The organism is Paraburkholderia sp. 31.1, assembly GCF_014397645.1.
Taxonomy (GTDB): domain Bacteria; phylum Pseudomonadota; class Gammaproteobacteria; order Burkholderiales; family Burkholderiaceae; genus Paraburkholderia; species Paraburkholderia tuberum.
Window position 1 is genome coordinate 66,431 of sequence record NZ_VZQN01000022.1, and the last position, 20,867, is coordinate 87,297.

The window sequence follows — 20,867 nt, forward strand, 5'->3', positions numbered from 1 at the left end:
ATTGGTTGAGAAGAATACTATGAGCGCATGCCCATCGGTGCGCCGCCCGACGCTCTTGTTGCGCAAAGCGCTTTGTCCGATGATACGGGCAGGCTGCGCGAATTCGAACGGGGGCCAACCCGGCTGCGCATCGACCGCATGGTTTCCATGCAATCGAGCGTGATCCGCTCCGTGTCAGCGTAAAGGGTCATAAAGGGTCCGGTTCACGGCGCCTTCGAGCGTTTCGCCCACTATGGAGTCGAGCAACGTGAAGATCTCCCGCTTGCTGCTTGCTAGCGTGCTGCTTTTCGTGGTGGGCACCGCGCTGCAGATGATATGGCCGCTCGCGCAGCCGGCCTCGTATCACCACTTCGCCGATCAACGCTCGCTGGGGCCGCTGCACCATGCGGCGGACGTGCTGTCGAACGTCGTCATTCTGATCGCCGGTGTGCTCTGTCTGCGTTGGGTCCGGCGCCATGCGTCCGACCAGCCGGCGCAATTTCCCGGCATGGTCGTCGCCGCGCTCGGGCTGCTCTTCACCGCGTTCGGCTCGGCTTACTACCACATGGCGCCGAACGATGCGACGCTCGTCTGGGACCGCCTGCCGATGACCATTGTGTTCGCCGGCATCCTCGCCATGCTATGGACGTCGTGGAGCGGACAGCGCGTCGGCTGGGCGCAGATGCTGATCATGGTGGTCGTGTCGCCCGCCACCGTCGGCTACTGGCTCGTGTTCAACAGCCTGTGGCCTTACGCGATTCTTCAGTTCGGCGGGCTCATGCTGATCGTCGGCCTGACGCTCACGCGTAAGGTGGACGGCGTGATCGCGTGGACGCTCGTGATCGTCTTCTACGGGGTCGCGAAGATTTTCGAAAGCCTCGATTGGCAGATATGGGAGCTGACGCATCACGTGATCGCCGGCCATGCGTTGAAGCACGTGTCGAGCGGTCTCGCCGGCGCGGCGATGATTCTGGTCGCGAACGCGGCGCCGCGCTCAGTCGCGGGCATCGTGCCGCGCGGGCCGGGCGGTATCGGGCATTCGGGTACGTCGCGTTGAAGCCGCGCCATGGCGAAGTGACGCGGCCTCCGGCCGACGTCACTGCGGTTCGTACCACGAATACGTCGCCAACGTGCTTACCGGCGGCGTACCGATTTGCAGCGTGATGTCGCGCAACGACGTCAGCTCGATACTGCGCAAGTCGCCCATATAGCGGCGCGAATCGCCCACGCGCGGCGCGGCTTTACTGCATGGATTCGGCCGTGCGCTGCCACCGCGTGACGCAGGCGCTCGCTTCGGATCACGTCAGGTGATTGAAACCGATTAGGGCAGCGTAGCAGATGGGTTTCACGAGCGAATCCGGCGCATCACAACGTTTCGCGACATTCTGCGGGCGCATTTCGAGGTGTCGGCCCGGAGTTTGCCGGCGGAGCGATCTGGCGCGCTTTTTATGTGAGCTGTCATCGTTCTGTGCGAAGATCAGTGCTGTCCATCGCGCGACCGGCTGGTAAGGGGATCGCACGGCGGGCGCGTGCCCGGCCATCGCCTTCGTCCTCGGGTGACCCTGAGGTGACTCTCTGGCGCACCTGTTTGCGGATTCATGGAGCACTGACCAATGACCGACAGATTGCAAGCGTCCGTATATGTAGTGGTGCTGCTGCTGATTGTGGGCTGGGTGCTGTATATCGGGCGCGCGGTTTTCGTGCCGATCGTGTTCGGCGCGATCGCGGTATACGTGGTGGTCGACTTCACGCGGCTGCTGCAACGCATTCCGGTGATCGGCCCGCGGCTGCCGGTCCAGTTGCGCTACGGACTCTCGATGTTCCTGATCGGTGCCGCGATCTTCTTCGCGGTCGACATGCTCGTCGAGAACTACGACGCGCTCGTCGCGCTCGCGCCGCGCTACCAGGACTCGGTCCTGCTGATGATCCACAAGATTTCGACGCTGCTGCACCTCGAAAGCGAGCCGACGTGGGAATCGCTGCGGCGGAACATGCTCACACAGTTGAATATTCAGGCGATGGTGACCGGCATGCTGGCGTCGCTGTCGTCGGTGATCATCGACCTGTTCGTGATCGTGCTGTATGCGAGTTTTCTGCTGGTCGAGCGCCGGACGTTCGGCGACAAGCTGACGAACATGACCGCCAATTCGACCAACGCGGCGCGTATCCGGGGCGTGGTCACCGACATCAACCGGCGCATTGGCGCCTATCTCGCGCTGAAGACGTTCCTCGGCGTGCTGCTAGGCGGGATCTGCTGGCTCTTGATGCGCAGCGTCGGCCTCGAGTTCGCCGGGCTGTGGGCGATACTGACCGCGCTGCTGAACTACGTGCCCTATATCGGCTCGGTGCTCGCGATCGTGTTCCCGGTGCTGATGTCGGTGCTGCAGTTCGGCGACCTGAATTCGATCCTGGTCGTGCTGGTGTCGTTGACCGCGATTCACTTCGTGATCGGCAATATTCTCGATCCGTATCTGACGGGCAACTCCCTGAACCTGAGCCCGTTCGCGATTCTCGCGAGCATGGCCGTGTGGTCGGCTTTGTGGGGCGTGCCGGGCGCCTTTCTCGCGGTGCCGATCACCGCCAGCATGACGATCATTTTCTCCGAGTTCGAAATGACACGGCCGGTTGCGGTGCTGCTGTCGAAAAACGGTCGGCTCACTTACGGCAAGACCGAACAGACCGCGTGAAGCGCCCACCATGGCGGACATGTGATCGACCCGGCGCATGAAATGAAAACGGCCCGTGCGGAATAGTCCGCGCGGGCCGTCGAATGAAACACGTCTATCTCGACGCGTGCGGCTTGCCGCCGCCGCATGCTGTTGCCATCAGCGTTTAACGCTTGCTGCTTACTGCGAAGAACCCGACCACGTCTGGCTGGTCGTCGCCGGTGCTGATGTAGTTGTAGGCGAACACGACGTTCTCCAGGTAGCCGTCGAACGCGATCTTGCCGGCCGATGAAGTCGTGGTGCTGCCGGTCGTCAGCGCCTGCATGGCCGCCTTCGACGCCGAACCCGGGTCGAACGCGTCGGTGTTCTTCGCGGTATCGTCCACAGCACCGTTGCCATCTCTTATAAATCGAAAAATTTTCGATCGGCCTTTGACGCGAGGTTCACGCAAAGCCGTGCAACAATGGCCTCGGGTTGCGGTCAGGGCCAGGGGCCGCAGCTTGTGCGTCGTTCCATCAACACGAGGCCTGCCGCTCGATGACAAAGCCTGCCTGGACGCTCCTCATGGCCGCGATCGTTCTTGGCGCGGCGGCGGCCGGGCATCGGCTATCGGTTCTAACGCGAACATATGCCCGGCTCACACGACCCTGCAGTCCAGCCGACCCCCGTCTCGGGCGGCGCCGAAGCACTCGAAGACCCGGCGCTGCTGCGTCGCCTGCTGCGTGCGAAAGACCGCATCGACGCCGCGTCGCACGAAGCCTGGCCGGTGCGGCGGCTGGCTGAAGTCAGCGGCGTGTCGGAAGCGCACTTCGCGCGTTCGTTCAAGCGGGCCTTCGGCGTGCCGCCACACCGCTATCTGCTGACGCGGCGTATCGAGCAGGCCACCACACTGCTGCGCGATACCGACCTCGGCATCACCGACATCGCGTTCGCGACCGGCTGGGAAAGCCTCGGCACGTTCGGCCGCGTCTTTCGCGACATTACCGGCCTGAGCCCGAGCGAGATGCGCGTGCAGGCACGCGCCAATCCCGCTGAACTCGATCGCGTGCCCGCCTGCGTGCTGAAGGCCGCACAACGCCCCGATCTGACGACTGCAGTTCTGGAAAAGCGCCGCCGCGTGGTCGGCGACACTGCCGAGCCTCCTACCAGCGAGACGTCGTGAATGAGGGTATCGGTGCATTGAGCCGGGTCGTCGATGGCGTCGACGCGTTGCGCCGCGCCGTGCGCGAAGAACCGCAGATGGGCGCCGACCAGATCAAGATCATGGCCTCCGGCGGCGTCGCGTCGCCGACCGATCCGATCGGCGCGCTCGGTTACTCGGAGAACGAGATTCGCACGGTCGTCGCCGAAACCGGCGCGCCGGCGTGCCGAAGGCCGGGCAAACGCCCGAACCTGCCGATCGCAGTTTTGGAGAAGCGCCGCCGCGTGGCCAGCGATACAGTCGAACCCTCAACCAGCGAGGGAGGAGTCATGAATCAGGGTATCAATGTGGTCGGTTTGTACGTCGACGATCAGGATGCGGCGCTTTCGTTCTACGTCGACAAACTCGGCTTTCGCGTCCACACCGACGTGCGCAACGGTGCTTACCGCTGGCTCACGGTCCAGCACCCGGAACAGCCGACTTTCCAGTTGGGACTGTTCGCGCCGGGGCCGCCGGTCCACGATGAAGCGACCGCGCAAACGCTGCGCGCGATGGTCGCGAAGGGGGCGATGCCGCCATTGGTGCTGTCCGTTGCCGACTGTCGCGCGAGCTACGAGCAGTTGAAGGCGCGCGGCGTGGAATTCACGCAGGAGCCGGTGGATCGTTTCGGCAGCGTCGATGCGGGCTTTCGCGATCCGGCGGGCAATGGATGGAAGATGATCCAGGCGGCAACGGGCAAGTGAGCGTGAGCGATCCGCCGCGCGCGGGCGCGGCGCGCAGCCGCATACGGCCGGCGGTGCGTCGCACGATCGCGACGCACCGCCGGCCGTCATCCCGGACCACTGGACTACCGGACTCTCACTGCTGATGCTGCTGCAGATACTGCCGAACGTCGTTCAACGTCACGCGGCCCGAATGCGCGGTATCGATCTCGTCAAAATGCCTGGCGATATAGCCAAGCCCATTGCTTTGCGCCTGGGCCTTGGTGATCGACGAGCCGTTGCTGAGCACCGATTTCGCGCCCAGTCTGCTCTCCACTTGCTGCTGAGCCTGCTGCTGCAGCGTCGAGCCGGTGGTCGGCGCGACCGCGTTGGCACGGTTACGAGGAAAGAACGGACCGTCCACGCCGTGTCCGCCGTTGGGTAGCGTCACGGGCGCCACCGGCTGGGGCGGCAACGCATGCGCACTGCCGACGATCACACCGAGGACGATCAACGCCAGAGTGCGTCGCAAGATATCGATTGAAGACATGATCATTCGCCATAAAAAGTAGTCAGAGGGTTTCGCGCGAAGCGAAACCACCATCGATCAGGGCGCGGCCGCGGCGAGCGCCTCGCTCGTCGGCGTGGCGGCTGACGCTTCGTCGGCCCACGGCTGAGGCAGCGTCGCGAGCGTCAGCGCGCCCGCTATCGGCGTGCCGCCATAGAAGGCCGCGAGATCCGCCTTCATCTGCGGGCGCGCCACGTCATCCAGATAAATCATATGTCCGCCCTGGAAGAAGTTGACCTGCAGATTCGGGTTGAGACCCTGGACCGTCTTGAGCCGCGCGAGCTCCTTCTCGGTATTGAAGAACGGCGTGGCGAGATCGTGGAAGCCGTTTTCCGCCAGCACCTTCAGTTGCGGATTCAGCTTTAGCGCGCCGAGCAGATCGGGGATCGTGTCGGGCAGCGGCTGGCCGCCGTGCGAGAAATCCCACACCTCGATGATTGCGTCGTTCAGCGGCATGTACGCCGCGTTCGGCGCCGTGTAGCCGAGGTAATCCGGCATCTGTGTCGCCAATGCATTGGTGAATGGCAGTGAGATCAGGATGTCCGACGGGTCGCCGTCGCTCTGCAGACGCGAGTCCGAGTTGGGCAACGACACGCGACCATCGTAGCGGCCTATCGTCGAGCCTGGCACCAGCGTGAGGTTGAACGGATTGATGTTGAAGTAGCCCTGCATCGCCTGCAACGTGAGACCGGATTCGGCGTCCCAGAACTTCTCCAGCCACGTCGGCGGGAAGTTCGGCGGTCCCGCGTAGGTGGGCGCGCCGAGCTGGCTCAAGGTCCAGTACAGCGAATAATTCTTGAACAGGTTGTAGTTGGCGGTCACGAACGCCTCGCTGCGAAGCGCGTAGGTCGCCTGACTCACTGGCGCTGGCGATACCTGGTCGTAGTACGCCGCGACCTCGGCGTAGCCCGGCATGTAGCCGCTCAATGTATCGGTTTCGAGCGCGAGCTGGTCGGGCGAACCCGTGATTGCCACCGCCTCGATCGCGTCCGCGAAGTAGTTCAGGATCGAAGACTGCAGCGTGATCCCCGTCAGTTGCACGCCGGCCGATTCGAGCGCGAGCGCGAGGATGTCGGTGCGAGGCGTGCCGTACGATTCGCCGTACAGATAGATCGGCGAGCTGCTGCGTGAATTGACCGTCAGGTAGCGGATGATGAAGTCGCGCATGATGTTCGCGTCCGCATCGGTGCTCCAGTAGGTCTGGTTCGTGTTCGGCAGGATCGCTTCGGAGAGGCCCGTGCCAGGCGGATCGATGAACACGAGATCGGTCGTGTCGATCAGGCTCTCGGTGTTGTTCACAAGCGGGTAGTTCGGCCAGCTGGTGCCGTTCAGCAGCGGATCGGTGGTCGCGACGCGCGTCGGCGCGAACGATCCGAGACGCAGCCAGATCGACGAAGAACCCGGCCCGCCGTTATAGACGAACGTCACGGGGCGCGGTTTGCCATTCGTGCTCGGCGCCGTGTAGGCCACGTAGGACATCGTCGCTTCGGGTGCGCCGCTCGTCAGATCCATTGCGCTCAGGTGGCCCGTGGTCGTCGTGTAATTGACGGTGGTGCTGCCGGACGTCCATTGGTAATGCATGATCGCCGCTTTCTCCGCGACCAGCGACGCGGCTATCCCGGACGTCGCACTCGTCGAATAGGTGGTGAGATCGGTGTAGGGCTGATTGGCGGATGGCGTCTGCGGCGCCGACGCCGCTTGCGCCTGATTGGCGACCTGCGCCATGCCGCTTGGTACCGCCGACGCCGACGAACCTCCGTCGCCGCCGCCGCATCCGGCGAGCATAACGATTCCGAGTGTCAGCGCGCTTAGCGCGGCGAGCCGGCCATGACGACGGACGCGACCATCGTCGGTACTCCTTCTGTCTGGATTCATCTCGTTCCCTGGTGAGTGATACCGCTACACAAAGGCCGCTTTTCGCAATGCATTAATTCAAAATACTTGCATCAATATTTCCATTCGCTTTCTGTAATTGCTAATTGAATGGATAAAGGAATTCCCTGTCGATTTATCTCGACATTTCAAGGGAAATTAAAAATTGAATCTTTCCGATGCTTACAGCAAGAGTGAAAATAGGATGCGAAATGCGGTCTTGTCAAGGATCAAGCGGCAATTATGCGATTCAGAATAAAGTCGGATCTTGTGGAGGAGTAGCACTTTGAGATCGAGCGCTGGCGCGGTCGCCGCCGCATGGGGGGCAGAAAAACGCTGGCGGATTTATCCGAATTGCATTGAATGGCGACGAGGAACTGCGGATTCTCGTGGTTATGTCGTCGGAATTAATTGCGTTTGATAAATATAACTTAATGGTAAATTTAACCGGTGAAAACGCGTCCTCAATAGAATTAAAAAAAATAGCAGGCTGGGGAATTTCCGTCCGGGCGGCGTCGATCGCTTCGGCGAGCGGGGCGGCGGTACGCCCGTCACGCTCGTGGCCGAATTCGGTACCACGTAACAATCACTGCCAGCAAGAACGCGACATAGGCGACTACGAACACCCAGCCCGGAAAGTCGTAATACAGCCAGGCGCTGACCCAGCGCTGTATGAAGCCCTGCGGACCGACCGTTCCCGTGCGCAGACGATCCTCCAGAACGGTTAACGGGCACGGCACATTGAGCACCGCAAGGGTCGCCACGATACCGATGGCGAGAACATGTACCGTCCGGAATGTGCGATTGCGCGCCCACGGGAGTCCCAAACCGTGGGCGATCCAGATGGCGAATAGTCCGCCGACGATAAACACCACGATCAGCGCGTGCAGCACGAGAACAATATTGGCGAGCCAGATCATCCTGCTTCCATTGGGACTAGCCGCACGACACTCGCTTGACGATGCCGCGGGGACTCACTGCCCATTGCCATACAGATCGAGCAGCATCAAGGTTACGCCATTGGTCCACCCGAAGCCGTCCTGCAGCGGATACTCGCCACCCCCGCCGCCGCCTTCGCCCGCGCCTTCCACGACGTATTTCTCGACGAGCTTGTGCTGCGTGTTGTAGACGTTCTCGACGTCCGCGAGAAAGCGCGTGCCGATCGGCTGCGCGAGGTCGGCGCGTCCGTAGCGCTTGAGGCCCTGAATCGCGATCCAGTGCAACGGCGCCCAGCCGTTCGGCGCGTCCCATTGCTGCGTGGTGTTATAGGTCGACGTCGTAAGGCCGCCCTGCTTGAGCAGCACATTCTGCACGGTCTGGGCGGTCTTCCACGCGCGATCGGGCCACGCCACGCCGGCCATCAGCGGATACAGCATCGCCGGTGTCTGGTTGTCGCGCGACTTGCCGAGTTGCCAGTCGTAGTCGCCGTAGTAGCCGTGGCTATTCCACAGATAGCGGTTGATGCCTTCCGCGCGCCGCGCCGCGTAGCCGATGAACTGCGCGACGCAACGGAAGTCGCGTGTCTCCGAGCAGCCGCGCGCGATCGTCGTCTCCAGATGGAACAACAGGCTGTTCAGATCGACCGGGATGATCGATGTCGTGCGCACCGTTGCGAGCGTCTGGTTGTCGCCGAACCAGCGTGAGCTGAAATCCCAGCCGCTTTCGGCGGTCGCGCGCAGATCGCGGTAGACCTGGTTGGCCGGCCGGCCGCTCGCCTGCGCGGTCTGCACGTCCTCGAGGTACGACTCGTCGCGCGGCGTGTCCAGATCGTCCCAGTAGCGGTTGAGCACGGTGCCATCGTTGAGCACGACCACATTGCGCGTAGCGCCGCCGCTCGGCGTGCTGGACGAGCCTTGCATCCAGTACGCGTACTCCTTGCGCAGCACAGGCAGGTACTTCTGATAAACCTTGTTGCCTTCCTTTTGCGCCGCGAGCTCCACCATATACGAGTAGAACGGCGGCTGCGAGCGGCTCAGATAGTACGTGCGATTGCCGTTCGGTATGTGGCCGAACGTGTCGATCATGTACGCGAAGTTGTCGAGCATATCGTCGACGAGATCTTCACGTCCGGACTCCTGCAGCCCCAGCATCGTGAAATAGGTATCCCAGTAGTAGCCTTCGCGAAAGCGGCCGCCCGGCACGACGTATGGTTTGGGCAGCGGGATCAGCGAGCTGTAGTCGGGCGCGCTCGTCGTCGTGCGCGTGAGGCCGTCCCAGAGCCAGTCGATGTGCTCGCGCAGACTCTGGTTCGGCGGCGGCGTGATGCTCTGATCGGGCGGCGGCGTGAAGTACTGGCTGACGAATTTCTGCAGCGAAAAGCCGGGCTGGTTCTTCTGCGTTTCGTATAGCTGGACGATCGCGGCGGGATTGCCATTCGGCGTCGCGTCGACGAACGTCTTCTGGTCGGCGAAGATCTGCGCGGTTTGCACGGCGACGAACAGATCGCCGTACAGAATGTCGGGCGCCGGCGGCAGCGTAGCGCCCACCTGGATATCGGCCAGACAGCTCGCGGATGCGAAGACGAGCGAGGCGATGCAGGCGACGCCGAGCGTGATCGGCGAACGCCGCGGCACGAAGTACTTACTTGAGCTGGGGAAGAGATGGGCGGTTGATGCGTTGCGGCTGCGAGACAGTGATTGAATGCTCATGATGCCTCCAAGGTTGTGGGCATTTCACTGGTCTCATCGCGTGCCATTCGAGGTCGTCTCCCGGCGACATGCGAGTCCGACACGAGGTGGCCGGATCAATGGCTCCGAAAGCATCGCACGCTTTCGAAGCATCAGGCAACTGCGGCGCAGCAGAGCGTGCATGCATTCAGCACGAAGAATGAAACGTGATGAACGAGGGAGAAGGTGCGCGTAATGGCGTATCCGCGCTTGCTTCGTGATTCGAAGCAATGGAAGCGTTGATCGCGAGCGATTGCGCGGCAGAAACCGCTCAGCGAGCAAGCGGCGTACCCGCGTCGACCATTCGGCAGCTCGGCGCGGGTACGCGAGAACAACGAGAAAATTACTGCGCGATAGGCTGAGTCACGTCCGTGCCGAACCAGTGCATCGAGATCTTCTTGAGCGTGCCGTCCTGCTTCATTTGGGTCAGCGCGTCGTCGAGTGCTTTCGCGAACTTCGGATTGTCCTTGCGGAACGGGATGCCCATTTCCTGCTCGGCGCCTTTCAGCACCGCGCCCGTACGCAACGGCAACTGCGAGTTCTTGATGATGTACGGCAGCATCAGCCGGTCGTCGATCGTCGCATCGATACGCCTGGCGGCGAGATCGCGCAGTTTCTCGGGCGCACCCGGATAAGTTTGCACGTTGATGCCAGGTACCGCGCGGGCCATCTGGTCGTAGTTGGTGCCGAGCGTCACGCCGATCTTCTTGTCGCCCTTGAATTCGTCGAGCGATTTGAACTCACGCTTGTCGTCCGCCCGTTGGATCAGCTGCGCGGCCGAGTACGTGTACGGCTGGCTGAAATCAAGAACCTGTTTGCGTTGCGGGGTAATGGTGACCTGATTGATGATCACGTCGAATTTGCCGCTCTGCAGCGCCGCGATAATGCCGCTCCACTCGGTCGGAATGAATACCGGCTTTACGCCGAGCTTCGCCGCCACGGCTTTCGCGACATCGACGTCGAAGCCTTCGAGCTCGCCGTCCTTGTTGCGCGAGTCGAACGGCGGATAGGTGCCTTCGAGACCGATCTTCAGGACTCCGGCCTGTTTGACCGAGTCGAGCAGATCTTCGGCATGAGCCGCGACCGCGGTAAAGCTGAGAGCCGAGAGCGCCAACGCGTTTATAAGCAGCTTCGAAAGTTTCATTGAGTGTCTCCTCTGTACTTGAGTATCAGGCTGCACAACGCAACGATTTCACCATCGTGTCGGCAACCCGGCAGTGTCGCTTCGTGGAACAAGCCGGGTTGCGCGCGTCATCCTAGCACTCCAGAAGTCGCCTGTTTTATCTTTGTTCGGAAGCGGCCGCGCGCGGATGAAACTCCGGCTTCGAAAAATCGCAGCGGCGCGATCTCGTGGTGGATAGACTGAATGCGATCGATGGATTCTATTGTCCTCGTCCGACCGGCGCCTTCTATGTCTATCCGTCATGCGCGGGTGTGATCGGGCGGCGTACGCCCGACGGACGCGTGATCCAGGGCGCGCCACCCCTACGCTCTCACCACAGTCACCCCAGCCGCTTCGATCGGCTTCGTCAATTCCGCGCGGGTCTTCTTCTCGACCACGATGGTCTGCGCGAGTTTGATCTCGCCGATCACGAACCGCGATGCGGCGTTCAGTTTCGACGATGACGCAAGCACGACCGTTTCCGCCGCCCGCGCGGCGAGCGCGCGCTTGATCGCGGCTTCCTCGAAGTCACCGGTGCTCAGCCCAGCGCTGGGATGCACGCCGGTCACCCCCATGAAGTACAGGTCGGCATGGATGCGCGAAATGCCTTCCATCGCCGCGGCGCCGACGGCCACGATCGAATGTTTGTAAAGCCGGCCGCCAATCAGGATCACCTCGACACAAGGATGCGCGGCAAGCGCCGTGGCGACGCTCGGACTATGCGTGACGATGGTCGCGTGCAAATCGGACGGCAGCGCCTGGACCAATAGCGCCGACGTGGTGCCGCCGTCGACGATCACGGTTTGCCCCGGCGCGATCAGTTCGACCGCTCGCCGAGCGATGCGCCGCTTGGCGAGCGTCTCGATGTCCTGACGCTGCTCGAATGACGCGAGCGCCGCCGACGCGGGCAACGCGCCGCCGTGGACGCGCTGCAAGCGCCCCTGCGCGGCCAGTTCGCGTAGATCGCGGCGGATCGTGTCTTCCGACACGCCAAACGCCGCGCTCAGCTCGCCTGCCAGGACCTGCCCGTTGCGCGCGAGTTCGTCGAGGATCGCTTTCTTGCGTTGGGTCGTCAACATTGCATTGCACGAAATATCTTGAAATTGCACGAAGTTGCACGATACCATGAATCATTGTCCATGGTCGACAGGAGGCGCCATGACCGCAACGAAAGACCGGGTTCGCATCGTCGGAACGACCTTGCTATCCGACGACTGGTACACGCTGAAGAAGGTGACGTTCGATTTCCTGCGTCGCGATGGCAGATGGCAGCGGCAGAACCGCGAGACCTACGATCGCGGCAACGGCGCGACGATCCTGCTGCACAGTCCGCGCACCGGCAACGTGATACTCACGCGACAATTCCGCATGCCCGCGTTCGTGAACGGTCACGACGGCATGATGATCGAAGCGCCGGGCGGGTTGCTCGACAACGCTTCGCCGGAAGAACGCATCCGGCTCGAAGTCGAGGAGGAAACGGGGTATCGCGTGGGTCAGGTCCACAAGATTTTCGAGGCCTACATGAGCCCGGGATCCGTAACCGAAAAGCTCTACTTCTATGTCGGCGAGTACGACGCGTCGATGCGGGTCAACGACGGCGGCGGCGTCGAGGATGAAGGGGAAGATCTCGAGGTGATCGAAATGCCGTTGCACGCCGCGTTGCGAGCGGTCGACGCAGGGGAAATCGTCGACGGCAAGACGATCATGCTGTTGCAGTACGTCGCCTTGCGTGGGTTTGCGTCAGCGCGCGCAGCCTAGTTGCGTCGCGAGTTCGTGCAGATCGTCGACGATGAAGTCCCACGCCTCGTCCGCCTTCAGATCGCTCGTCTGTTGAGGGCCATGCTCGGTGGGCCGCACGACGAACGCGGTGCTCAAGCCGACGCGCCGGGCAGCGGCGAGATCGTTGTTATGCGCGGCCACGAGGCATAATTCGCGTGGCGCAATGCCGAGAATTTCCGCCGTTTCGCTATAGACCAGCGGCGAGGGTTTATAAGCGCGGACGACTTCGGCACCGAGAATGGCATCCCAAGGCAGACCGGCACGCTTTGCCATGTCCACCATCAGGCGAATGTTGCCGTTGGATAGCGGTGCGATGATGAAGCGCGCCTTCAGGCGCCGCAATGCGTCGACGGCATCGGGCCAGGGGTCCAGCCGATGCCAGGCCAGGTTCAACTCATCGATCTCCGGTTCGGGAACATTGGCGATGCCGAAACGCGCCAGCACTTTGACGAGGTTTTCCCGGTGCAGCACGTCGAGACGCACATACGGTCTGCGTCCGCTACGCACTTCTTCCATCGCGGGCGAATACTCGCGTCGCCATGCGTCCGCGAAGTCGGATGCGTCGAGATTCGGCGCGTGCCGCTGCAGAAACGGTTGCGCTTCGCGCGCGACGCCGCTTCGCCAGTCAACCACGGTTCCGAAGACATCGAACACGAAAGCTTTGATGGCGGTTTGATGTGTCGAGTCGATGCCCATGACCTTCCTTTGTGGCTCTGACGGGAACCACCCATCTTAGATGCGTGTTCGGAACTTCGCGCCAGACCTGGTATCCTGGCGGCATGAAAAAACGCAGGCCCTACCCAACGGATGTATTGGATGAAGAGTGGTATTTCGCTGCTCCGTATCTGACCATGATGAGCAAAGACGCACCGCAGCGCCGCTACGAATTGCGCGAGATTGAATCTTTGCGGCTGCCTTTCCCCGCCTTCTGACGATCATTCGAGGGTCGGCGACTTCGTGATTCGGACCGCGGGCGCCGGTACGAGATATCGCCCCCCCGGTACGGCGGCGGCGATATGCAACGCACCGGTTTCGATACGGTCTAGCAAGCCGCGCAGTTTCAGGGCACGCTTTTCGACGCCATGCCACGACATCATTGCAAAGAGAAGTGTGAGGGCGAGGGAAATCGGAAAATGAACGTACCAGGTGAGCGCGGCCGGGGCAAGCATCGCGGCCACAGATTGCTGTATCGGGAAACCGTAAAGAAAGATGCCGTATGAGTAGTCACCGCTTGCGACAAAGCGGTGGCGTCTTGGTTGCGTGAGTCCGAGAAAGACGGTCAGATAGGCGGCGGGCAGCGCCGCGAAGTAATCCGCGCCGCGAACGGATAGGCAAATCACTGCGACGAGGCCAGATAGCACGCCGAGCCATGAACTCCAGACGATCCGGTTGCGGAACTGGTACGCGCAAACGCCATAGAAGAAACAGAGAACGAGCATCGGTCCGTGTACGGTCATACCAGCCGAACCGGAACGGTGCGCAAGCGCAACGAGTAAGACGTTCGCACCAATCGATGCGGCGAGTAAAAGATGCGGTCGTTGTGCCATGCCGGCATACGACGCAATAGTCAATGCGACGTAACAGGCTAGTTCGAACGGTAACGTCCACAATTGCTGATTGATTGCATCCGGCCAAGGATTGTTGGCGAACATACCTGGCAGCTCGAAATGAACGTCTCCGAGAATGTTCAGGAAGTACGCCCGGAACTCGGGATCAGTGAAATATTGATGAAGTGGAAGCGTGGTAAAGAACGGCCCGATCAGCAATGCGGCGATCAGCGTGTCGACCGCCAATGCAGGTAGCAGCCGCAGTACCCGCAGCCCGCAGAAGGAAACGATCGTGCGGCAACGTTCGAAGCTGCCAGCAACCAGGAAACCGCTCAGAGCGAAGAACATTGGCAAAATTAGCGCGAGCGGTGCTCGTGCAGGCCCGGACCATACCGCTTGAGTGAACTTGTGACCATAACAGACGTTAATGGTGTGGCTCGCGACCACGAGGACGGCGAGCACGAGACGCATGTAGTCGAAACCCGATGGCCTGTTTTTCGCATCGGCAAGCCGCGATCCGAGTGTCGTTGCGAGTGGGGACATCACTCCGTCCTCCGTGAGGATGGGTCTTGTACAGCGGTGGCGGGTAGCCTGACGGTGAATGGCATCAGCAGATAATCAACCAGACCGTCAGGTTCATCAGTGTAGTCAAGACCGACATCGGGCCATTCGCCTTTCTTCGGGAAGTGTGCGGTCCCAAACAATACGTCCCATAAGGTCACGACTGCAGCGAAATTTCGGTTGTAATGGCGCAACTCGACTGAATGATGAATTCGATGAAATCGATTGTCTGGGAACAGATAGGAAATCGGGCCAAAGCTGATGCGTGTATCGGCGTGCTCGAAGGTGCCCTGAATGAGTATCACCATGCCAATCAACGACCATAGGAATGGAGGATGGAAGTCGATCAGTAGTGCCATTGGAAGCGTGACAACGAGGGGACGGAGCAACTCCTCCGATACATGCATATTGCAGTTCCACACATTCATCTCGCGAATCGAATGGTGGACCTGGTGGAACCGCCATAAGAAACCGAACGTATGCTGCGCGCGATGGAACCAGTAGTACAGCAAATCACCAATCAGTAACGCCCCAGCGATAGCAAGTGCGATGCCGGTGGCGCGCCAGACTGGCCGCGGCGAATCCAATACGCCGTCAAGCGATATCGAGAAAAGCGGTCGGATATGCAGTGCGACGATCACAGAATGATAAAGTTCGAAGAAAAGCCCACCTATAAACAAATAACAAATGTGAAACAGAATGCCGCGCGCGCGTGATGCAAACGACACCTTGCCATACGGCAGCATTATCTCGACGGCGACGCAGAGAATAGAGGCAACACCTACGCGCTCTCCCGCACGCAAGGTATGAGCAACATAAGTCAACACATCGAACGTTTGCATCTTTTTCCCCGATTCGAGATGTGGAGGTCTTCGAATGCTGTGCTGCACAACGCTGCCATGAGGATGAGGATAGTGGGACATAAAGGCTCTCGGGGGCGCATCACACCGTCAGTTTCGGCCATCATTCAGCGGGTATTGCCTAAACGTAATACGAATTATGTTTTATGGCCGTACGTAAACGGCGGTTTCAAGGTCGAAGCGCAACGGCGGATTTAATGTTTAGAGCCTTGAGGTTGAGCTGCTGAAGCAAGTGTTGCGGCAAAGACCTCGAATGGCGAATGGAAGGCGCGTTTGATCGTTTCGTGACGGTCTACGCGGCGAAATATCCGAAGGCAACGGAAACGTTGAAGAAGGACCGGGAAAGCCTGCTGGCGTTTTACGACTTCCCGGCTGAGCACTGGCAGCATTTGCGGACCACGAATGCGATTGAGTCGACGTTCGCGACGGTGCGACACCGTACGACGCGCACGCGCAACTGTGTGTCGCGACCCACCTTCCTTGGTCTGGCATTCAAGCTGATCGAGGAAGCCGAGAAAGCCTGGCGCCGCGTCAAGGGCCCGAAAAGATCAAGCTGTTGCTGGAAGGCATTGCCTTCAGGGATGGCGAACCGGTGAAAGACGATCAACCGGTTCAGCAGAAACTCGCCGCCTGAAGTCCCTGCTCATCAAGTTGCCTATACACCATGCATGGACGCCCCCGGCTTGCCAAGTTCTCATTTGCAACGGATTGAAGGTAACGATTGCAGCCATGCATCCGGACTTCAATGGCCGGCGTAGGCCGGCGGTCCCTGATGCGTTGCAATCATCGATCATCTAAAAAGGACGGGGACGCTATGGCGACCGGGGACGCTTCGACCGCAACGCAGTCCGTAAGGGGCGATACATCTGCTAAACGAGTGTCAACCGTCTACGGGTTTTGCCTGGTCTCGTGCGTGTCGATTCCCGCAACGCGGGCGCGTCGTGACAGTATGTTCAACCCCTCCAGTTAAAGGCATACTCATCATGGCTACCGGAACCGTCAAATTCCACCGTGTTTTGCGCACGACGCCCGAGCGTATCTATCGCGCATTCCTCGAACCCGCCGCGATGGCGAAATGGCTACCGCCGTATGGCTTCACCTGCGACGTGCATCAGATGGATGCGCGCGTCGGCGGCACCTACAGGATGTCGTTTCATAACTTCGGCTCGGGCAAGGGGCACTCGTTCGGCGGCGAGTACATCGAACTGGTGCCGTTCGAAAAGATTCGCTATTCGGACCATTTCGACGACCCGAATCTGCCCGGTCAGATGCACACGACCGTTTCGTTGCGGCAGGTGTCGTGCGGGACCGAACTGAACATCGTGCAGGAAGGCATCCCCGAGATGATTCCGGTCGAGATGTGTTACCTCGGCTGGCAGGAGTCGCTCGCGCAACTGGCGAAGCTGGTCGAGCCGGAGATTGCGGACTGACATTCAATAACAGCCGCTTGCTCCGCCATCGAGCAAGTGACCCGAGAGCACTTTATTCTCCCCGCCAAACGACCGTCCAGCGTTCAACCGCTTCGCGACGGATTGAATGCTATTCCCCGAGGTTTTCCGACTGGGCGCCGCCGAATCTCCGTTGCGGCGAGGCGTTCTCATCGTTGGCATTGTTTAAGCTTGAATTAAGCCACGCTACGTACTCTTCGGACCGAAGCATGAGACGACAACGGCCCGACGGGGCGCATTCTTTCCGTCGAGGTATGAGCGCGACAACTCGGGGCATTCCCAGACAGAAAGAGGTTGAGATGATGTACTTGATTACCGACCTGAAAATGGTCGAAAGCTACGGTCGCATCAAAGCTGACAGCGGCGATGATGCGCTGCATGAGTTTGCGCTCAGCGAGGGCTTCCTCGACCTGATGGAGTTCGCCTCCGCCCGACCCGCGTTCGCCAACGACTTGCTCGCTGTTCAACTGCAATAAGGGGACTGACGTGGCCATGACTTTGGGGCAGGCGCTGGTGCACGCCGAGCAGCTGGAAGTCTACGGTGTGATTTCCAGGGCGTCGCAGGCGCTCATCCGGCTGATGCAGGAGTACCGAGTCGTAGTCGGTGTGGAACAATACGAGCAGGTCGCAAATATTCGTCGCTTTTAAACCTATGCTTTTCTACGGGCATCGACTGGCCGGACGTCGTGCGAAATCGCCCCAACTGACGAATGGACCCTTTCACTCAACCATGCGCGCAATGCGCTGACCTTTACGGCATCGCGCGCTGAACCTCCGCACCGGGACTCTTGCTCGATACCCATCGAGCCGCTAAAAGATAAAGCCGGTGTTCACGAACTTCGAGTGATGATTCGTGACCATCGTATCGAGCAGCGTCTTGTTCAGGTCGGTCTCTTTGGCCGCGACCATGGAGCGAATCGAGAACGCGCGCAACGCATCGGTGACCGATAGCGTACCTTCCGCAGAATCCTTGCGGCCGGCAAACGGAAAGACGTCTGGGCCTCGCTGGCACTGGCTGTTGAGATTGACGCGGCACACCTGATTGACGAGCGGGTCGACCAGCGAGCCAATTTGGGCAGCGTCGGTGCCGAAAATGCTGACCTGCTGACCGTGGTCCGAAGTGATGACATACTCGAGTGGTGTATCGATGTCATCGAACGGCACGACTGGGATGATCGGTCCGAACTGCTCCTCACGATAGAGCATCATCCCTTCCTTCACGGGGTACACCACGGCCGGATAGAAAAGAGTTTTGCAGAACACGCCGCCACCTTCGTTCACGACCGCCGCGCCTTTCGCTTTCGCATCGTCAATTGCCTGAGTCATGTAGGCCGTGCGATGCATCCCCGGCAGCGGTGTAATGGACACACCCTGTTCCCACGGCATGCCGACCTTGAGATTTTTGAGCGCTGCGTTAAAGCGCTGAAGAAACGTATCGGCGATCGAGCGGTGCACCATCAATATCTTGAGCGCTGTGCACCGTTGACCATTGAACGACAACGTACCGAGCAGACATTCCTTCACGGCGAGGTCTATGTCGGCGTCAGCCAACACAATCGCGGCGTTTTTGGCGTCAAGGCCGAGAACGGCGCGTAGCCGATGCGACTTTGGGTGCTGTTTTTTCAGGTGGTCTGCAACCTTGCTTGAGCCGATGAGGGCAAGCACGTCGATCTTTCCTGAGGCGAGCATGTGTGGCACCACCACCGCACCCGGTGCATAAATCGTGTTGACGACGCCTTTCGGGAAAGCGGAGCGGAAGGCCTCGAGCAGTGGAAAGAACAACAGCGTGCCATATTGGGGCGGCTTGAACACGACGGTGTTGCCCATCAGCAATGCGGGAATGAGCGTCGCGAACGTTTCGTTCAGCGGATAGTTGTAAGGCCCCATGCACAGTACGACGCCCAGCGGGGTGCGGCGAATCTGGCCGATGGTTCCCTCGGCGATGACAAAGCGCGAGTTGCTATTGTCTAGCTCCTTTAGCGCCGAGATAGTGTCTTGCATATAGCTGATGGTGCGGTCGAACTCCTTCTGCGAATCGGCAAGGCTCTTGCCGATTTCCCACATGATCAGATTCACAATCTCATGGCGCCTGGCCGCCATGAGACGAATGAAGTCTTGCATGCAGCCGATGCGCTGCGCGACTGTCATCGTTGGCCACTCACCGCGGCCGTGATCGTAGGCTCGCACGGCCGCGTTCAGCGCGGCATCGCTCTCGACCTCGCCCATGACCGGATAACTGCCAATTACGACCTGTTCAGCGTCGCCGGAGGCTTGTCGCACGCAGACTGGCGACTGCACGTTCTTGCAGGCGCCATCCCATGCTTTCAGTTCTCCATCGACGAGCGAGACGCGCTGATGAATCGGCTCCGCGAGGCGGGCGGAATCGGGAATATCGTCGGTGACTGGAAACAACTGCCAGAGGTTCTCGAAGTCAATATTTGCCACGTTTCGCTCCTATGTTCGTGCAGTACGCGGTGGTCCGCCAGGTGTTGGGCATTGCTCGAACGCAATCAATGCGACCGCGCCTACCCGCTGGTACGTAACGGTACCTGTCGGACCGATCATTGGGTCGTGCGCAAGCGACTGTGCCGGTGTTTGGTGGCTGTGCTTCGCGGCGGGCGCAAGACACAGAGAGAAGCATAGCTAATGGCAGAGAACAGAGTTGAAGACGAACCGTGTTCAACACCTGATGAACGGTGAAGTCGGTTCCGACAGTGATATCACGTGGCGCGGCGCGGCACCGCCGAGCTTGCGGGCGAGCTTAGTCAGCAGTTGCGGAAATGTCCTCGTAACCGGATTCGATTAGATTCGTCATCGTGGTCTGCAGTTCGACCAACGGCGTAGCGGTCACTGCGGTCGCTACCCCGTCGGATTTCGGAAGCAGTCCGGCGAATGCCGCCATTCCCGTCCCGCATGCTGTTAGGAGTATGGTGGCAGCAAGTACGGCTGCACTGCCGCGCAGCGCTTGCTTGGGAGCGAAGTCCGCAAAACATCGCATCATGGCTATCTCCGGTTGACGCAGTTTCTGGATGCAAAGACCGTGCCGACGGAGGGGCTGTCAGGCAAGCGTGCCGCTAACGGGCTGCGTAGGCGTTGAATGCTCGCGTGACAGTGGCGACATGGACTCGATGGTGGGACTCACCCTACACTTTGACCGGGCAGCGACGGTCCGAAACCAACATTTCGCTGCGCAGAAGTGCGCCCGCATGTTCTTGAACATTGCCCGGCAAGCGTTCAGGGATTGTCCTGTGCCGCTCGCTTGACCAACCGTATGTGCGAGGCAGCGAGGAACCCGGCGATAGTTCACTTGTTGCGAAGTCCACGTGACACTTCTGCGGCGTGCGCACCGATATACTGTTTCCTCCTACCGAACAGCTGTACTAACATCGAGTAACGGTTCGAGCATTGACGACCGGGCGGGGCTGGGGAGCGAGTGTGTTTTCCCCTTGGAGAGCCAGGATGAAAGAAAACTCATCTCGTGAAATCGTCGAACTGCTGACAAAAGTGGTCGGGCGCAGCGCCACGCATGTACCTAGGGGGCAGACCCGCCGTAGTGCCTCAAAAGCGATCGACCGGCTTGAAGAGATCAAACGGAACGCCGCGTTTGCTCGCCAATACGAATCAGCTCCGGAACCACTACGCGAATTGGTGATGAGGCGGGCCGTAGAAGTCCACGACCTGGCAATTGCACGAGATTACGCGAGCGCCCTCAATGCCCTCAGTGCGGTTGTCGATTTCCTCTATCAACATCTTGTGGACGACTCCGGCTCAGCAACGCCGCCGAGCAAACTGGCAAGCATCGATTTGAATGCCGTTCACCGGGCTCTTCAATTCGGAGGTCTTCCGGGACAGTCGCAGCAGGACCCAGATGACGACAACCCACCGCCAGTGCGTCGCTGAACTTGCCAAGGGATAAT

At 60.3% G+C, this 20,867-nt stretch carries 21 protein-coding genes and 3 pseudogenes; 12 read left to right on the plus strand and 12 right to left on the minus strand.

Features of this window, described 5'->3' with window-relative positions:
• The first annotated feature begins 247 nt into the window (after positions 1 to 247).
• Positions 248 to 1,036, plus strand: a complete 789-nt coding sequence (locus F6X37_RS18430; RefSeq protein ID WP_316251984.1) for a hypothetical protein — start codon at positions 248 to 250, stop codon at positions 1,034 to 1,036.
• A 39-nt stretch (positions 1,037 to 1,075) separates the two neighbouring features.
• Here F6X37_RS18430 and F6X37_RS36950 read toward each other — a convergent pair whose 3' ends face one another.
• Positions 1,076 to 1,207, minus strand: coding sequence for a hypothetical protein (locus tag F6X37_RS36950; RefSeq protein ID WP_262419967.1), 132 nt, complete (start codon positions 1,205 to 1,207; stop codon positions 1,076 to 1,078).
• A gap of 385 nt (positions 1,208 to 1,592) precedes the next feature.
• Between F6X37_RS36950 and F6X37_RS18435 the strand changes: the two genes are divergently transcribed.
• Positions 1,593 to 2,666, plus strand: a complete 1,074-nt coding sequence (locus F6X37_RS18435) for an AI-2E family transporter (RefSeq protein WP_187612309.1) — start codon at positions 1,593 to 1,595, stop codon at positions 2,664 to 2,666.
• Between the two features lie 145 nt (positions 2,667 to 2,811).
• On the opposite strand, the gene F6X37_RS18440 is transcribed toward F6X37_RS18435, so the two are convergent.
• Entirely contained in the window at positions 2,812 to 3,030 is a 219-nt protein-coding gene (locus F6X37_RS18440) for a hypothetical protein (RefSeq protein ID WP_187612361.1), read from the minus strand.
• Positions 3,031 to 3,273: 243 nt separating this feature from the next.
• Between F6X37_RS18440 and F6X37_RS18445 the strand changes: the two genes are divergently transcribed.
• The 3 genes and pseudogenes from F6X37_RS18445 to F6X37_RS18450 all read left to right on the plus strand — a co-directional run bounded on the left by F6X37_RS18445 (position 3,274) and on the right by F6X37_RS18450 (position 4,529).
• Positions 3,274 to 3,807 carry a helix-turn-helix domain-containing protein gene (locus F6X37_RS18445; protein WP_187612310.1) on the plus strand — a complete coding sequence of 178 codons (534 nt, stop codon included), beginning with the start codon at positions 3,274 to 3,276 and terminating at the stop codon, positions 3,805 to 3,807.
• A gap of 8 nt (positions 3,808 to 3,815) precedes the next feature.
• Positions 3,816 to 4,004: pseudogene (locus F6X37_RS36400) on the plus strand (amidohydrolase family protein); the annotation flags it as partial.
• Positions 4,005 to 4,115: 111 nt separating this feature from the next.
• Positions 4,116 to 4,529, plus strand: a complete 414-nt coding sequence (locus F6X37_RS18450) for a VOC family protein (RefSeq protein ID WP_090810736.1) — start codon at positions 4,116 to 4,118, stop codon at positions 4,527 to 4,529.
• 115 nt (positions 4,530 to 4,644) lie between these two features.
• Here the strand turns inward: F6X37_RS18450 and F6X37_RS18455 are convergent, their stop codons facing one another.
• The 6 genes from F6X37_RS18455 to F6X37_RS18480 all read right to left on the minus strand — a co-directional run bounded on the left by F6X37_RS18455 (position 4,645) and on the right by F6X37_RS18480 (position 11,834).
• Positions 4,645 to 5,043, minus strand: a complete 399-nt coding sequence (locus tag F6X37_RS18455) for a 2-oxoglutarate dehydrogenase (RefSeq protein WP_187612311.1) — start codon at positions 5,041 to 5,043, stop codon at positions 4,645 to 4,647.
• A 51-nt stretch (positions 5,044 to 5,094) separates the two neighbouring features.
• A complete protein-coding gene (locus tag F6X37_RS18460) occupies positions 5,095 to 6,930 on the minus strand; it encodes a S10 family serine carboxypeptidase-like protein (protein WP_187612312.1) in 1,836 nt (611 codons plus the stop codon).
• Positions 6,931 to 7,478: 548 nt separating this feature from the next.
• Positions 7,479 to 7,847, minus strand: coding sequence for a DUF2784 domain-containing protein (locus F6X37_RS18465; RefSeq protein WP_187612313.1), 369 nt, complete (start codon positions 7,845 to 7,847; stop codon positions 7,479 to 7,481).
• 54 nt (positions 7,848 to 7,901) lie between these two features.
• Positions 7,902 to 9,575, minus strand: coding sequence for an alpha,alpha-trehalase TreA (treA, locus tag F6X37_RS18470; protein WP_187612314.1), 1,674 nt, complete (start codon positions 9,573 to 9,575; stop codon positions 7,902 to 7,904).
• A 361-nt stretch (positions 9,576 to 9,936) separates the two neighbouring features.
• On the minus strand, positions 9,937 to 10,737 hold the full coding sequence (locus F6X37_RS18475) for a transporter substrate-binding domain-containing protein (RefSeq protein WP_018422645.1): 801 nt from the start codon (positions 10,735 to 10,737) through the stop codon (positions 9,937 to 9,939).
• A 341-nt stretch (positions 10,738 to 11,078) separates the two neighbouring features.
• Positions 11,079 to 11,834 carry a DeoR/GlpR family DNA-binding transcription regulator gene (locus F6X37_RS18480; protein WP_184045063.1) on the minus strand — a complete coding sequence of 252 codons (756 nt, stop codon included), beginning with the start codon at positions 11,832 to 11,834 and terminating at the stop codon, positions 11,079 to 11,081.
• A gap of 79 nt (positions 11,835 to 11,913) precedes the next feature.
• Here F6X37_RS18480 and F6X37_RS18485 point away from each other — a divergent pair, with 79 nt between their 5' ends.
• A complete protein-coding gene (locus tag F6X37_RS18485; protein ID WP_187612315.1) occupies positions 11,914 to 12,513 on the plus strand; it encodes an NUDIX domain-containing protein in 600 nt (199 codons plus the stop codon).
• On the opposite strand, the gene F6X37_RS18490 is transcribed toward F6X37_RS18485, so the two are convergent.
• Positions 12,496 to 13,230 carry a haloacid dehalogenase type II gene (locus F6X37_RS18490; RefSeq protein ID WP_187612316.1) on the minus strand — a complete coding sequence of 245 codons (735 nt, stop codon included), beginning with the start codon at positions 13,228 to 13,230 and terminating at the stop codon, positions 12,496 to 12,498. The genes F6X37_RS18485 and F6X37_RS18490 overlap by 18 nt on opposite strands.
• A gap of 83 nt (positions 13,231 to 13,313) precedes the next feature.
• Between F6X37_RS18490 and F6X37_RS18495 the strand changes: the two are divergent.
• Positions 13,314 to 13,433 (plus strand): annotated as a pseudogene (locus F6X37_RS18495) (IS5/IS1182 family transposase); the annotation flags it as partial.
• 36 nt (positions 13,434 to 13,469) lie between these two features.
• Here the strand turns inward: F6X37_RS18495 and F6X37_RS18500 are convergent.
• Together F6X37_RS18500 and F6X37_RS18505 are read right to left on the minus strand one after the other, a co-directional pair.
• The gene (locus tag F6X37_RS18500; RefSeq protein WP_187612317.1) at positions 13,470 to 14,624 is read right to left on the minus strand and encodes an acyltransferase family protein; all 1,155 of its coding nucleotides are present in this window, start codon (positions 14,622 to 14,624) and stop codon (positions 13,470 to 13,472) included.
• Complete coding sequence (locus F6X37_RS18505; RefSeq protein WP_262419961.1) at positions 14,624 to 15,565, minus strand: sterol desaturase family protein; 942 nt, start codon at positions 15,563 to 15,565, stop codon at positions 14,624 to 14,626. Before F6X37_RS18505 ends, F6X37_RS18500 begins: the two co-directional genes overlap by 1 nt.
• A 206-nt stretch (positions 15,566 to 15,771) precedes the next feature.
• Here F6X37_RS18505 and F6X37_RS18510 point away from each other — a divergent pair.
• The 4 genes and pseudogenes from F6X37_RS18510 to F6X37_RS18525 all read left to right on the plus strand — a co-directional run.
• Positions 15,772 to 16,136: pseudogene (locus F6X37_RS18510) on the plus strand (transposase); the annotation flags it as partial.
• 349 nt (positions 16,137 to 16,485) lie between these two features.
• Positions 16,486 to 16,932 (plus strand): SRPBCC family protein, encoded by a 447-nt coding sequence (locus tag F6X37_RS18515; protein ID WP_018422638.1) that lies wholly within the window; start codon positions 16,486 to 16,488, stop codon positions 16,930 to 16,932.
• A gap of 317 nt (positions 16,933 to 17,249) precedes the next feature.
• On the plus strand, positions 17,250 to 17,426 hold the full coding sequence (locus F6X37_RS18520; protein ID WP_187612318.1) for a hypothetical protein: 177 nt from the start codon (positions 17,250 to 17,252) through the stop codon (positions 17,424 to 17,426).
• 10 nt (positions 17,427 to 17,436) lie between these two features.
• On the plus strand, positions 17,437 to 17,598 hold the full coding sequence (locus F6X37_RS18525; RefSeq protein WP_184061799.1) for a hypothetical protein: 162 nt from the start codon (positions 17,437 to 17,439) through the stop codon (positions 17,596 to 17,598).
• A gap of 162 nt (positions 17,599 to 17,760) precedes the next feature.
• On the opposite strand, the gene F6X37_RS18530 is transcribed toward F6X37_RS18525, so the two are convergent.
• Positions 17,761 to 19,395 carry an NADP-dependent glyceraldehyde-3-phosphate dehydrogenase gene (locus F6X37_RS18530; RefSeq protein WP_316251985.1) on the minus strand — a complete coding sequence of 545 codons (1,635 nt, stop codon included), beginning with the start codon at positions 19,393 to 19,395 and terminating at the stop codon, positions 17,761 to 17,763.
• Between the two features lie 1,014 nt (positions 19,396 to 20,409).
• Here F6X37_RS18530 and F6X37_RS18535 point away from each other — a divergent pair.
• Positions 20,410 to 20,850 (plus strand): hypothetical protein, encoded by a 441-nt coding sequence (locus tag F6X37_RS18535; RefSeq protein WP_187612319.1) that lies wholly within the window; start codon positions 20,410 to 20,412, stop codon positions 20,848 to 20,850.
• The last annotated feature ends 17 nt before the right edge of the window (positions 20,851 to 20,867 follow it).